The organism is Pseudomonas sp. URIL14HWK12:I6, assembly GCF_000514195.1.
GTDB lineage: Bacteria > Pseudomonadota > Gammaproteobacteria > Pseudomonadales > Pseudomonadaceae > Aquipseudomonas > Aquipseudomonas putida_A.
Window position 1 is genome coordinate 127520 of the sequence record NZ_AZVL01000003.1, and the last position, 13888, is coordinate 141407.

Here is a 13888-nt window from a genome sequence, read left to right on the forward strand (position 1 = left end):
GCCTCATCGCTGGCAAGCCAGCTCCCACAGGTTTTGTGAACGCCACAGACCCTTGTGGGAGCTGGCTTGCCAGCGATGCTTTTAGCGGCGGTATGAAGAACCGGTGTGTTGCTCAGGCAAATGCGCCTCACCGTGGAACAACTTCTCGCGCAAGCTGCCGCTCTCATACGCGGTCTTGTACGACCCGCGCCGCTGCAGCTCCGGAATCACCAGCTCAATGAAATCGACATAGCTTTCCGGGGAAACGATGCGCGTGAGGTTGAAGCCGTCGAGTCCCGTTTCAACGATCCATGATTCCAGTTCATCCGCCACCTGCTCAGGCGAGCCGACCACGGTGATGTAGCGGCCACCGAGGGCGTGCTGATCGAGCAATTTGCGTCGGGTCCAGTCGTTGTTCTGCAGGTTCTTGGTCGCGGACTGGATGGCATTGCTCTTGACGTACTGGATCGGTTCGTCGATTTCGTACTGGGAAAAGTCGATGCCGGTGGAGGCTGAGAAATGCGCGACGCCGGCCTCGGCGCTGGCATAACTCAGGTACTCGGCGTGCTTGGCCCACGCGGCTGCTTCGGTCGCGCCGACGATCACGTTGAGGCCCATGAACACCTTGATGTCCTCGGGATTGCGTCCGGCTTCGACGGCGCTGGCGCGGACCTTGTCCACCTGCACTTTGGTCGACGGTTTGTTCTGGCCGCTGATGAACACGCATTCGGCGTGACGCCCGGCGAACAGCAAACCGCGGTCCGAACTGCCGGCCTGGAACAGCACCGGTGTGCGCTGCGGCGACGGCTCGCAGAGGTGATAACCCTCGACCTGATAGAACTCGCCGTGGTGTTCGACCTTGTGCACCTTCTCCGGCTGCGCATAGATGCGCTGCTCACGGTCATTGAGCACCGCGCCGTTTTCCCAACTGCCTTCCCAGAGTTTGTAGAGCACTTCGAGGTACTCGTCGGCCTGATCGTAGCGCCGGTCATGCTCGACCTGTTCGCGCAGGCCCATGGCCTTGGCGGCGCTGTCGAGGTAACCGGTGACGATGTTCCAGCCGACCCTCCCACGACTCAGATGATCGAGCGACGACATGCGACGGGCGAACAGATAGGGCGGTTCGTAGGTGAGGTTGGCGGTGAGGCCGAAGCCGAGATTTTTCGTCACGGCGGCCATTGCCGACACCAGCAGCAACGGGTCGTTGACCGGCAACTGGATCGACTCTTTGAGCGTGACGTCCACCGAGTTCTGGTAGACGTCGTACACGCCGACGATGTCGGCGATGAACAGTCCGTCGAACAAACCGCGCTCCAGCAACTGCGCCAGCTCGGTCCAGTACTCGATGGTGTTGTAGCGCGTCGACGTGTCGCGCGGATGCGTCCACAGGCCGTGGTTGATGTGGCCGATGCAGTTCATGTTGAACGCGTTGAGCAGGATCTTCTTTTTTGCGCCGCTCATCAGATCGTTCCTCGCAGCGGAGGCTTTTCATCGTTGAGGTAGTAATTGCCCACCGCGTGATACTTCCAGCGTACCGGGTCGTGCAGGGTGTGCACCCGGGCGTTGCGCCAGTGACGGTCGAGGCCGTGCTCGATCAGGGTGGCCTGACTGCCGGCCAGTTCGAACAGCGTGCTGCCGGCCGCAAGCGAGATTTCGGTGCTGATCGCCCGCGCTTCGGCGACGGCAATCGAGGCGGCAGCGACGGTTTCGGCATTGGTCTCGGCCTGGGCCTTGTCGAGGAATTCGCCGGAGCGTTCCAGCAGTGCTTCGGTGGCGTGCAGACGAATGCTCAAGTGGCCGAAGCTCTTCAGGGTCAGCGGGTCTTCGGTGGCCTTGTCGTTACCGGAGTCGATCCATGGCCGGGTCTTGCTGCGCACGAAGTGCAGCGCATCTTCATAAGCGGCGCGAGCGATGCCGGTGTCGATGGCGGCGTGAAGGATCTGCGCCAGCGGGCCGACCGTGGTCGGACGCTCGAAAGCGCTCTGAAACGGTATTACGTCCTCGGCGGCAACGTAGACGTCTTCGAACACTACGGATCCGCTTCCGGTGGTGCGTTGACCGAAACCACTCCAGTCGTCGATCACCGTCAGGCCCTTGCTGTCACGCGGGACGAAGGCCAGTTGCTGCACGCCATTTTCATCGACCACGGAGGTCGGGATACGCTGCGCGTAGATCGCGCCGGTCGCGTAAAACTTGCGCCCGTTTATGCGATAGCCGTCACCGTCACGCTTGAGGCTGGTGACGCGGTCATGGGCGGTTTTGGTACCGAGTTCCGCCAGAGCATTGCCGAAGCGCTGGCCGGCCAGCACCTCGGCGTACAGCCGCTGTTTCTGCTCTTGGCTGCCGTTAACCCGCAGCACTTCGAGGGCGTAGAAATGGTTCTGCGGAATCTGTCCGAGGGAGCCGTCGGCCTGAGCGATCAGGGCGATGACTTTGGCCAGGGTCACGTTGGACACGCCGGCGCCGCCGTATTCCTTGGGCACGCTGATGCCCCACAGGCCAGAGCGGGAAAATACGTCGAGCTCCGGCAGTGGCAGGCGGCGTTCACGGTCGCGCACGGCACTGTCGCGTTTGAAATCTTCGGCCAGGTCGCTGGCGACGATCAGGGCTTGCTCATCGCTGGTGATGACCGCGACGGGGTGAGAATAAGTCATATGCTTCTCCAGATGTCTGGTCGTTAAATCCAGGAATGGCGAGCCGGTAGAGTGCCGTTGAGGCGATAGGCGCCGACCGCGTGATATTTCCAGCGCACCGGGTCGTGCAGGGTGTGCACCCGGGCGTTGCGCCAGTGGCGGTCGAGGTTGAATTCAGCGAGGGTCGCGCGGCTGCCGGCCAGTTCGAAAAGCTTCTCGCTGGCGAGCAAGGAAATCTCGGTAGTCAGCACTTTGGCTTCGGCCACCGCAATCGAAGCGCGGGCGGCGGACTCGGCGGTCAGCGGCGCGGCATGGACTTGGTCGAGCACTTTGCCGGCCTTGCGCAACAGTGCTTCAGCCGCGTGCAGTTCGATTTTCAGTTTGCCGATGTCGGCGATCACGTAGAGGTCATCGCTGGCGTGCTCGACCTTCGCGTCGATCCAGGGCCGCGCGCGAGTTTTGACGAACTCGATGGCATCGTCGATGGCGCCACGGGCGATGCCGGCGTCGATGGCTGCCTGAATCAGCTGCGACACCGCGCCTTGAGTGTTTGGCTTCTCGTTGATCTTCCAGTTATCGACGACCAGGCTCGACTCGACGCGCACGTTGTTCAGCAGAATCGTGCCGCTGGCGGTGGTGCGCTGACCGAAGCCCGACCAGTCATCAACGATGCGCAGGCCCGGGGTACCACGGCGGACGAAGGCCAGCACTTGTTTGCCATCGTCATTGAGCGCCTTGACCGCCACCCAGTGCGCGAACAGCGCGCCGGTGGAGTAGAACTTCTGGCCATTAATCACGTAGTCATCGCCGTCGGCGGTGATACGCGCTTTCAATTCCAGGGTGTTTTTGGTGCCGCGCTCAGGACCCGCATTGCCGATGCGCCAACCTTCCAGAACACTCTGGAACAGCTGTTTTTTCTGCGCTTCGGTGGCGCTGCCGAGTACCAGATTGATGATGCCGAACTGGTTCTGCGGGATCTGTCCCAGCGCCGGATCGGCCGCGGAAATGATCGCGAACACTTCGGCCAATGTGACGAATGAAACCTGTGGGCCACCGTATTCGCGCGGGATGGCAATGCTGCCGAGGCCGCTGCGGGTGAACTGTTCGATTTCCGACCATGGCAGCTTGCGCTGGCGGTCGCGCTTGGCGGCCTGCGCGCGGGCGACTTGCGCCAGTTCGTGGGCAGCCTTGATGGCTTGGGCGTCGTTGCGCAAAACCTGCGCGGGCAACAACAGTGGGGCGATGTCCAGATCAGACTGGAGATTTGCGTCTGCCAGACTGGACATCAGTGCCGCTCCTTGGCTGCACGCAATGCCCTGGCGATCTGCACTGGGGTGATTGTGTTCCGGACCATACTACCTACCTCACATCTCATGAAAAACGCCGCAAAAGTGCGGCGAACGAAAGAATGTCCGGTGGTCCGGTTCATATACCCTAAGCGTGTATAAATATTAAATAAACTAACTTTTAGGAATATGTATAGAAGGGGCGGTGGTCGGGTTGGTTAACAGTCTCTCAGCCGTGGCAATACAACCTGTGGTGAGGGGATTCATCCCCGACAGGCCGCGCAGCGGCCTTTTCTGAGTCATAAAAAACGGGATTGCTTCGCAGTCCATCGGGGCGGTGCGACGTTTCGCTAAATCACCTCACTACAAAGCCCCATGAGCACAGGAATGCGGCATCAATCCTTGGTCGATTCAGCAGCCTTCAGCGCTTGGCGCAGCGGCACCTTCAGATAAGGATTCACGCAACCGATCTTCAGCGTCCGGGGCGGCGCCCAGCGTGAGTTGTTGCCCACCCAGTCGATGACGCAGTAGGTCACGTCCAGACGCAGATCCTCACCCCCCTCGACGATCACTGCCGGTGGCACCCAGACCTGAATCGGCAGGCCGACATCGGCAGCGGTGATCCGGGCCAGGTCCATACGCACGTCGCCCCAGCGCAAGGTAATGGCGTCGTCCTCGGCCATGTTCAGGTAGGGTTCGATGGTCAGTGGCACACCGCGTTTGATCTGACTGGGGTTCACGCCCTGGCGGCGAATGGTGTCGGGCAGCGAGACGGGTGCCAGTTGCTGATTCTCGTCACCGCAGAGTGGCGAAGGCTGGCCGCCAGGGCAGTCGAGCTTGACCTGCACCCGCGTGGCCGCCGACAACGCCGGTCCCTGACCGATCTGCATCACTCGATAGTGAATCCGTGCGGTGCCACTGGCGATAAAGCTTTCCGGCACCCGCAGGCTGATCGAGGCGCCGACGTCTTCGCTGGTCAAGACTCGCGAGGCGACGTAGCAGTTGTTCCAGAACAGTTCGATCAGATCACCGGCGTCCATGCCGGGGTAGGGCAGGACATCGATCAGCAAATGCGCGGCAGCGGCCAGATTGATGGCGTTTTTGGATGCGGACGCCAGATTCGGCGCTGCCAGTTCGGGGGCGTGCGAAGTGCGGGTCATCGGGTTCTCTCCTTGAAGTCTTGCGGCGAAGTCCGTTTCTTGAAACAACAAAAGGCGTGATGAATCGGTAATACAACCGTGAACTTTGTTCGGGCTGAGTAAGCGTTGATTCAACTAATGGGTGCCGGTTGGCGACTAGATAAGAGCGTGCCGGAAAGAGTGTCAATAGAGTGCCTTAGTTAATCTGTGAATTACCGATTAATCAGAAGCGTCCTACGCTGATGAGGCATCCTGCCTAGCGGTGATGGCGAATGGAACTACGGTTTTTCGCGAGTTTCGCGATTTTTGTGCCGGTCGATTTAGATCATTTCACAGGCACGAAAGCGCGCCGCAGATTACTTGTATCTGTTGCAGAACATATATGTATTGTTTTGACAGGTTTAAGCTGGAGGGATTTGGAAGTTTTCAGGCGCGGTAAGTAAAACTTCCGTCCATGGAAGTTGATGACTCAAGAGAATAAGTATCTCAGGCGTGATTCAGGAACTTGCTGAGAAACTGTCTGGTGCGTTCTTCTTTCGGGTTGGCAAACAACGCCTTGGCTTCGCCTTGCTCGACGATCACGCCCTTGTCGAAAAACACCACACGGTTGGCCACGTCGCGGGCGAAACCCATTTCGTGGGTGACGATGACCATGGTGCGTTTTTCTTCAGCGAGACCGCGAATGGTCGCCAGTACTTCGCCCACCAGTTCCGGGTCGAGGGCCGAAGTCGGCTCGTCGAACAGGATCACTTCCGGCTCCATCGCCAGCGCCCGGGCAATCGCCACGCGCTGTTGCTGACCGCCGGACAGACGACGCGGATACGCATCTTCCTTGCCGGCCAGACCGACCTTGGCCAGCAGCTTCATGCCCAGGGCAACGGCTTGCTCGCGCGGCATCTTCTTGACCACGATCGGCCCTTCGATGACGTTTTCCAGTGCGGTGCGGTGGGGGAACAGGTTGAAGTTCTGGAACACGAAACCCACGTGCTGGCGCAGGTTGCGCACCAGACTCTGCTGCTGGCTCAGCGGGCGGCGGGTATCAATCTCGATATCGCCGACCTTGACCCGGCCGCTGGTGGGCTCCTCAAGGAAGTTCAGGCAGCGCAGGAACGTGGTTTTACCCGAACCGCTGGGGCCGATGATGGCCACGACCTCGCCTTCCTTCACCTCAAGATCGATGCCTTTGAGCACCTCTTGACCCTTGAACTGCTTTGTCAGTTTTTCCACGACAATCATGGGTCAGGACTCCTGGTCATGCCGATTGGCCCGCTCTTCCAGCTTGTTCTGCAGGTGCGACAGCACCGTGGCCAGAATCCAGTAGATCAGCGCGGCGGCAAGATACATGGTGAAGACTTCGAAAGTCCGGGCGGTAATCAGTTGCGCCTGACGGAACAGTTCCGGCACCTGAATGGTGGCGGCCAGTGCCGTGTCCTTGACCAGCGAAATGAAGCTGTTGCCCAGCGGCGGCAGTGCCGTGCGCATGGCCTGCGGCAGAATGGCCCGGCGCAAGGTTTGCGCGCGGGTCATGCCGATGCTTGCGGCGGCTTCCCACTGGCCGCGCTCGATCGAACCGATTGCCGCACGGAGGATTTCACAGGCGTAGGCAGCCATGTTCAGCGAGAAGCCGATCAGCGCCGCTGGCAGTGGATCCAGTTCCAGACCCAATTGCGGCAAGCCGTAATAGATCACGAACAGTTGCACCAGCAACGGCGTGCCGCGAAAGAACGACACGTAGATGCGGGCAATCCAGCTCACCAGTTTGAAGCGCGACAGGCGCATCAAGGCCAGGCCGAAGCCCAGCAGCAAGCCGAAGAACATGCCGCCCAGACTGAGGATGACCGTGTAATACGCGCCCTTGAGCAGAAAGGGCGCGGAGTCCAGTGCGAGTTGGAAAGCTTCTTCCATTATTTGGTGACGTCAGCGTTGAAGTATTTCTTCGACAGCTTCTCAAGGGTACCGTCGGCACGCAGTTCGTCGAGAGCCTTGTTCACCGCAGCCAGCAGCTCAGGCTCGCCTTTGCGCAGGGCGATACCGGATTCCTGACGGGAGAACGCTTCACCGGCAGCCACGGTTTTCGGGGCTTTCTTGGCGTATTCAAGTGCAGCCAGACGGTCGATCAGGATGGCGTCGGTGCGACCGTTGTTCAGGTCGGCGAACTTGGTCGGATCATCGTCGTAGGTACGCACGTCAGCGCCCGGCACGTTGGCGCGGACCCACTGTTCGTAGTTGGTGCCCAGGCCGACACCGACTTTCTTGCCGGACAGGTCGGCGGCAGTCTTGATGTTCAACTTGGCTTCCTTGTCCTTCAGCACCAGCGCCTGAATCCCGGAAACGGTGTACGGCTCGGAGAAGTCATACTTCTTCTTGCGTTCGTCGGAGATGGTCACTTGGTTGACCACGACGTCGAGACGTTTGGATTCCAGTGCAGCGAGGATACCGTCCCACTTGGTTGGCTGAATCTTGGCTTTGACGCCGAGTTTCTGCGCCAGGGCTTCGGAGAGTTCGACTTCGAAACCGGACAGTTTGCCGTTCTCGTCAACGAAGCTGAACGGTGGATAAGTGCCTTCCAGGCCGACGTTGATAACGCCTTTGTCCTTGATCTGTTGCAGCTGCTCACCGGCGGTTGCCTGGCCGATCAGGCCGGCGCTCAGTGCAAGGCCCAGCGAACCTACCAGCAGATTGCGACGTAGTGCGGAAAAATTCATGACAAGCCCCTGTGTTTTCTTATGGAAGACGCTTAAGGAAGGTTGGCGAATCCGGGAATTGAACGACTGCGTTATCGTGCCCTAAAGCAGCTTATGCGTCTTGCCCGAAATTCGCCTGCGGCGAGACTATAAGATGTCTGCTTTAGACTTGAAAATACTTAATGATCTTTCTGTTATTCCAGTTTCGAATATATGTGATCAATTGTGGCGAGGGGATTTATCCCCGATGGGGCGCGAAGCGGCCCTCTCTTCTGACTTGAAGAGCAGGGGACTGCTGCGCAGTCCAACGGGGATAAATCCCCTCACCACAGAAATTCTTGCAGCTGGGAGGATCAGCTTGTCAGCGAATCCTTGTAGGCAAACAACGCCGGCGCCCCACCGGTATGCAGGAAGATGATCGGGCCCTCGTCGAAACGCTGGCGGCCGATCCCGTCGAGCAACCCGGCCATGGCCTTGCCGGTGTATACCGGGTCGAGCAGCACCGCGTCCTGACTGGCCAACAGTTTCACCGCCGCCAGTGTCCCGGCATTGGGTTCGCCGTAACGCGGGCCGAAGTATTCGTCCCACAACTCGACCTTGAAGTTCTCGGGCAATTTCACGCCCAGCAGGTCCGCCGTGCGTTCGGCCAGACCCTGCACTTTCGGGCGTTGGTCTTCTTCACTGCGCGATACCGTTACGCCGATCACTGGCAATTTCGGCAGTGCTTCGCTCAAGGCCAATGCCAGACCGCTGTGGGTCCCGGCGCTGCCCGAGGCCAGCACCACGGCGGCGAAATTCAGGCCGGTGTCCTTGATCTGTTCCGCCAGTTCCAGACCGGCACGTACGTAGCCCAATGCACCGAGGGCATTCGAGCCACCGATCGGCACCAGATACGGTTTTTTGCCATTGCTGCGCAGGCGCACAGCGAGTGCGGCGAGTTGTTCGTCGGCGTTATCGAGGTTGTCCACCAACTCGACCTTGGTGTCGAACAGATCGAGCAGCAGGCGGTTGCCGTTGCCGGTGTAGTTGCTGTCGTCGGTGCCGAGCGGATTTTCCAGCAACGCCACGCAACCCAGGCCGAGTTTGGCCGCCAGCGCGGCGGTCTGGCGCACGTGGTTCGATTGCAGGGCGCCGGCGGTGATCAGCGTGTCGGCGCCCTGGGCGAGGGCGTCGGCGGCGAGGTATTCGAGTTTGCGCAGCTTGTTGCCGCCCATGGCCAGCGGCGTCAGGTCATCGCGTTTGATGTACACATCGCGGCCCAGCCAGGCGGACAGGCGTTCGAGTTTTTCCAGTGGCGTGGGTTGGCCGAGCAGGTCGAGACGGTTAAAGCGATCCAGCTGTTGTTTGATCATGAGCCCGTACTGGCGGAGGAAGATGACAGGACTATAGGCAGGCCGTTTTAGCGGGGCAACCGTGAATTGCTTATAGCCAAATGTGCTTAGGCCAGCACTATCAGTTCTTAATTCGCACTCGCGGGCATGCCGTAAAGTAGTCGCCGTTGACGCGGCCAGACCGTCCGGCCGCCCGTGAGGAGTCTTTACCGTGAGCGAGCGTTCCAGCCATTGGCAATTGCAGACCATCGTCAGCCAACTGCGTACCGCGCGGGATCAGTGGCGTACCCAGAATGGCCGGGCCAGCGGCGAGCAGGGTGGCCGTGAGTTACCGTCTCGCGCCGCGATGGCCGAGATTCTCGAGGCGCTGTGTGGTGCGTTGTTCCCGATGCGGCTGGGGCCGGTGGATCTGCGTGAGGAAAGTGAGGACTTCTATGTCGGCCACACCCTCGATACCTCATTGAATGCCTTGCTGGCGCAGGCGCGGCTGGAGTTGCGTTATGTCGCGCGGCACAGCGCTCAAGGCGATGCCGACGTCGAAGCTCAGGCGATCCGTATCATTCAGGATTTCGCCCTGGCCTTGCCGGGCCTGCGCAGCCTGCTCGATACCGACGTTCTGGCCGCCTATCACGGCGATCCGGCGGCGCGCAGCGTCGATGAAGTGTTGCTGTGCTATCCGGGGATTCTGGCGGTGATTCACCATCGTCTGGCGCACCATTTGTATCGCGCCGGGCTGCCGTTACTCGCGCGGATCAGTTCGGAGATTGCGCATTCGGCCACCGGTATCGATATCCACCCGGGCGCGCAGATCGGCCGCAGTTTCTTCATCGACCACGGTACGGGTGTGGTGATCGGCGAGACCGCGATCATCGGCGAGCGTGTGCGGATCTATCAGGCCGTGACTCTGGGCGCCAAGCGCTTCCCGGCGGATGAAGACGGGCAGTTGCAGAAGGGCCATCCACGCCATCCGATTGTCGAGGACGACGTGGTGATTTATGCCGGCGCGACGATTCTGGGACGGATCACTATCGGCCAGGGGTCGACCATCGGCGGTAATGTGTGGCTGACGCGCAGCGTGCCGGCAGGGAGCAACCTGACTCAGGCCAATCTGCAGCATGATGACGGGACGCAGAAGTAAGTTCCTGAATCTGCGTTGCCGCGTCAGGCCTCTTCGCGAGCAGGCTCGCTCCCACACTGGAATGCGTTTCAAATGTGGGAGCGAGCCTGCTCGCGAATGGTTTTTTGGGTCAGATCGAGATAATGGCATTCAGCCAATTCTCCATTGAACGAATCCCCTCAAACCCGCGTCATACCCCTCCTTGGGCTACTGTAGGAAAACTACCGCCTGGCCCTGCGATTAGTCCTTACCACCCTATCCATGTTTAACTTGAACGTTCATTCAAGTTAAACCGGTGGTTCGCTGCCCGCTCACAACAGGAGGCTTGCCTTTGCTGAGTCCGATCATTTCAGCCACGTTTCAACCCCTCGAGGTGCACGTTTCATGAGTGCATCGTCTACTCCCACCAGCGGCTTGGTGCGCATGAATCCGCCGGTGTTCTACTTCGCCGCGACGGTGATTCTGCTGTTTGGTCTGGTTGTCATCGCCATGCCGGAGCAGGCCGGAGCCTGGTTGCTGGCTGCGCAAAACTGGGCGGCCAACACGGTCGGCTGGTACTACATGCTCGCGATGACGCTGTATCTGGTCTTCGTGGTGGTCACCGCGTTATCGGGCTACGGCAAGATCAAACTCGGTGCCGACCACGACGAACCCGAGTTCAGTTACCTGTCCTGGGCCGGCATGCTGTTTGCCGCCGGGATCAGCATCACGCTGTTTTTCTTTTGCGTATCCGAGCCACTGACGCACCTGGCCCAACCGCCGCAAGGCGAGGCCGGCACCGCCGATGCGGCGCGGCAGGCGATGCAGATTCTGTTTCTGCACTGGGGCCTGCACGGCTGGGGCGTGTTCGCCTTCGTCGGCATGGCGCTGGCCTATTTCGCCTACCGGCATAACCTGCCGCTGGCCTTGCGTTCGGCGCTGTACCCGCTGATCGGCAAGCGCATCAACGGCCCTATCGGTTATGCGGTGGACGGCTTCGGCATCATCGCCACGGTGTTCGGTCTGGGCGCCGACATGGGCTTCGGCGTATTGCACCTCAACTCCGGTCTGGACTACCTGTTCGGCATCGCCCACACCCAATGGATTCAGGTCGGCCTGATCACGCTGATGATGGGCGCGGCGATCATTGTCGCCGTGTCGGGTGTGGACAAGGGCGTGCGGGTGATGTCCGACATCAACATGCTGCTGGCCTGTGCGCTGCTGCTGTTCGTGTTGTTCGCAGGCCCCACCCAGCACCTGCTCAACACGCTGATCCAGAACCTCGGCGATTACCTCGGCGCGTTGCCGATGAAGAGTTTCGACCTCTACGCCTACGACAAACCAAGCGACTGGCTCGGCGGCTGGACGGTGTTCTACTGGGCCTGGTGGATCGCATGGTCGCCGTTCGTGGGCCTGTTCATCGCGCGGATTTCCCGTGGCCGCACCATCCGCGAATTCGTCTTCGGCGTGCTGCTGATTCCGCTCGGTTTCACCCTGGCGTGGATGTCGATTTTCGGCAACAGTGCGATCGATCAGGTGCTCAATCACGGCATGTCGGCGCTGGGCATGTCGGCCCTCGACAATCCGTCGATGAGCCTTTATCTGCTACTGGAAACCTACCCGTGGAGCAAGACTGTCATCGCGGTGACGGTGTTCATCAGCTTCGTGTTTTTCGTCACTTCCGCCGACTCCGGCACCGTGGTGCTGTCGACGTTGTCGGCCAAAGGCGGCAACCCGGACGAAGACGGGCCGAAATGGCTGCGAGTGTTCTGGGGCGCGATGACCGCGTTGATCACCAGCGCGTTGCTGTTCTCCGGCAGCATCGATGCGCTGAAATCGGCGGTAGTGCTGACCTCGTTGCCGTTCTCGATGATTTTGCTGCTGATGATGTGGGGCCTGCACAAGGCGTTCTATCTGGAGTCGCAGAAGCAGATCGCGCAGTTGCATTCGCTGGCACCGGTCTCCGGTTCGCGGCGTGGCACGGGCGGCTGGCGCCAGCGCCTGAGTCAGGCGGTGCACTTCCCGTCACGCGACGAGGTGTACCGCTTCATGGACACCACGGTGCGCCCGGCCATCGAAGAAGTGACGGCGGTGTTCGTCGAGAAGGGCCTGAACGTGGTCACCCAGCCGGACCCGGCACACGACAACATCAGCCTGGAAATCGGTCACGGTGAACAGCATCCGTTCATCTACCAAGTGCAGATGCGCGGCTACTTCACGCCGTCGTTCGCCCGGGGTGGCATGGGGTCCAAGCAACTCAACAACCGCCGCTACTACCGCGCTGAAGTGCACTTGAGCGAGGGCAGTCAGGACTACGATCTGGTCGGCTACACCAAGGAGCAGATCATCAACGACATCCTCGACCAGTACGAACGCCACATGCAGTTCCTGCATCTGGTGCGTTGATCGGCAACTGAGCGCCGGGACGTTTCACGACTCGGCGCTCAGCACCATGAACAACACCATCGCCGCCATCGGCACCCCGAACACCGCACTGCCCACCGCGATCTCCGAACCCAGCGGCTGCCCGGCATGCACCACCCCCACCGCACCATTGATCACCGTCAACGCCAGCCACAGCGCGGCGAAGCTGTAGGCCAGGGTCTGCCGGCTGAAGCCAATGCGCTCGCCGATGTAGAGCATCAGGGCGAGCAGGACCAGACCGAAGAAGATGATGATTGCGGTGTGCATAGGCGTGCCTGCGGGTTATGCGGTGCTTGATCGGACGCCTTCGCGGGCAAGCCCGCTCCCACAATGATCTCGCTCATTCACAGATTCTGTGTACAACCAAAATCCTGTGGGAGCGGGCTTGCCCGCGAAGGAGCCACCTCGGTGTCATTAAGAGCATAGCCAAGTCAGCCCGCATCAATACAAGCCAACCATCCTCGATCAGACACATTTCGCGACGCATTCAAATGTATCTGGACAGCAAGGCCCTTTCTCGCTGGCTCGCGCCTGCCGTTGGTCGAACCAATTACCGAGCGTTTGTTCACCCAGCTAATATTTCTCAGAGTGTGTATCGTGTGTATAAATCGGTTGCTTACGCCCTAAAGTGACCAGCTCTTGCTGTCGAAAAGGGCGAAGGAAATGCGTAGTCGGGAAATGATCAGGATGATCGAGGAGGATGGTTGGTATCTGGTTGCAGTGAAGGGTAGTCACCATCAGTACAAGCATCCGCGCAAGCCGGGTCGGGTGACGATCAAGCATCCGGATTCAGACCTTCCCAAAGGGACGATCAACAGCATTTTGAAACAGGCGGGGTTGAAATGAAGCCCGTTATTGGAAGTGAAAGTCCTTTTATGGACACGTCAGAGGAAGGATTCACGTTTATGAAATTCCCGGTCGTTTTGCACAAGGATGCCGACTCGGACTACGGAGTGATTGTCCCGGATGTACCGGGGTGCTTCTCCGCAGGGAGCACGGTAGCCGAAGCTTTTGAAAACACTCAGGAGGCTCTGGCCCTGCACTATGAGGGGCTGGTGGCTGATGGTGCACCGTTGCCTCGAGTTCAGGATATTGATGCACATCTCGACAACCCGGATTACGCGGGTGGAATCTGGGGTGTTGTCGACTTTGATATCACGCCCTATTTCGGCAAGTCGGTACGCTTCAACGCCACGCTGCCCGAGCAACTGCTGGAGCGTATTGATCAAACAGTCCGGCGTGATCAACGCTACAGTTCCCGCTCCGGATTTCTGGCCGCAGCTGCGTTACGCGAATTGTCGGCATGACGAACAACC

At 59.9% G+C, this 13888-nt stretch carries 13 protein-coding genes; 4 read left to right on the forward strand and 9 right to left on the reverse strand.

Going from position 1 to position 13888, the window contains the following annotated elements; genetic code table 11:
* Nucleotides 1–81 precede the first annotated feature (81 nt).
* The 8 genes from H043_RS0106555 to H043_RS0106590 form a co-directional block, all read right to left on the reverse strand.
* Nucleotides 82–1440 (reverse strand): LLM class flavin-dependent oxidoreductase, encoded by a 1359-nt coding sequence (locus H043_RS0106555; RefSeq protein WP_027611185.1) that lies wholly within the window; start codon nucleotides 1438–1440, stop codon nucleotides 82–84.
* Nucleotides 1440–2633, reverse strand: a complete 1194-nt coding sequence (locus tag H043_RS0106560) for an SfnB family sulfur acquisition oxidoreductase (protein ID WP_027611186.1) — start codon at nucleotides 2631–2633, stop codon at nucleotides 1440–1442. Before H043_RS0106560 ends, H043_RS0106555 begins: the two co-directional genes overlap by 1 nt.
* Before the next feature lie 23 nt (nucleotides 2634–2656).
* Complete coding sequence (locus H043_RS0106565) at nucleotides 2657–3898, reverse strand: SfnB family sulfur acquisition oxidoreductase (protein WP_027611187.1); 1242 nt, start codon at nucleotides 3896–3898, stop codon at nucleotides 2657–2659.
* 395 nt (nucleotides 3899–4293) lie between these two features.
* Complete coding sequence (locus H043_RS0106570) at nucleotides 4294–5058, reverse strand: hypothetical protein (protein ID WP_027611188.1); 765 nt, start codon at nucleotides 5056–5058, stop codon at nucleotides 4294–4296.
* 465 nt (nucleotides 5059–5523) lie between these two features.
* Nucleotides 5524–6273: an L-cystine ABC transporter ATP-binding protein TcyN gene (tcyN, locus tag H043_RS0106575; RefSeq protein ID WP_027611189.1), complete on the reverse strand. Its 750-nt coding sequence runs from the start codon at nucleotides 6271–6273 to the stop codon at nucleotides 5524–5526.
* A gap of 3 nt (nucleotides 6274–6276) precedes the next feature.
* Nucleotides 6277–6942, reverse strand: a complete 666-nt coding sequence (gene tcyL, locus H043_RS0106580) for a cystine ABC transporter permease (protein ID WP_003220607.1) — start codon at nucleotides 6940–6942, stop codon at nucleotides 6277–6279.
* Complete coding sequence (gene tcyJ, locus H043_RS0106585) at nucleotides 6942–7742, reverse strand: cystine ABC transporter substrate-binding protein (RefSeq protein ID WP_027611190.1); 801 nt, start codon at nucleotides 7740–7742, stop codon at nucleotides 6942–6944. The genes tcyL and tcyJ overlap by 1 nt, the downstream gene beginning before the upstream one ends.
* Nucleotides 7743–8074: 332 nt before the next feature.
* On the reverse strand, nucleotides 8075–9073 hold the full coding sequence (locus H043_RS0106590; protein ID WP_027611191.1) for a D-cysteine desulfhydrase: 999 nt from the start codon (nucleotides 9071–9073) through the stop codon (nucleotides 8075–8077).
* 190 nt (nucleotides 9074–9263) lie between these two features.
* Between H043_RS0106590 and epsC the strand changes: the two genes are divergently transcribed.
* On the forward strand, nucleotides 9264–10190 hold the full coding sequence (gene epsC / locus H043_RS0106595) for a serine O-acetyltransferase EpsC (protein ID WP_027611192.1): 927 nt from the start codon (nucleotides 9264–9266) through the stop codon (nucleotides 10188–10190).
* A gap of 402 nt (nucleotides 10191–10592) precedes the next feature.
* The gene (gene betT, locus H043_RS0106600) at nucleotides 10593–12554 is read left to right on the forward strand and encodes a choline transporter BetT (RefSeq protein WP_166496387.1); all 1962 of its coding nucleotides are present in this window, start codon (nucleotides 10593–10595) and stop codon (nucleotides 12552–12554) included.
* Nucleotides 12555–12578: 24 nt separating this feature from the next.
* Here the strand turns inward: betT and H043_RS0106605 are convergent, their stop codons facing one another.
* Complete coding sequence (locus H043_RS0106605; RefSeq protein ID WP_025110994.1) at nucleotides 12579–12839, reverse strand: hypothetical protein; 261 nt, start codon at nucleotides 12837–12839, stop codon at nucleotides 12579–12581.
* A gap of 396 nt (nucleotides 12840–13235) precedes the next feature.
* Here H043_RS0106605 and H043_RS0106610 point away from each other — a divergent pair, with 396 nt between their 5' ends.
* Together H043_RS0106610 and H043_RS0106615 are read left to right on the forward strand one after the other, a co-directional pair.
* The gene (locus H043_RS0106610) at nucleotides 13236–13418 is read left to right on the forward strand and encodes a type II toxin-antitoxin system HicA family toxin (RefSeq protein ID WP_027611194.1); all 183 of its coding nucleotides are present in this window, start codon (nucleotides 13236–13238) and stop codon (nucleotides 13416–13418) included.
* A 59-nt stretch (nucleotides 13419–13477) separates the two neighbouring features.
* Nucleotides 13478–13879, forward strand: coding sequence for a type II toxin-antitoxin system HicB family antitoxin (locus H043_RS0106615; protein ID WP_003220616.1), 402 nt, complete (start codon nucleotides 13478–13480; stop codon nucleotides 13877–13879).
* Nucleotides 13880–13888 lie beyond the last annotated feature (9 nt).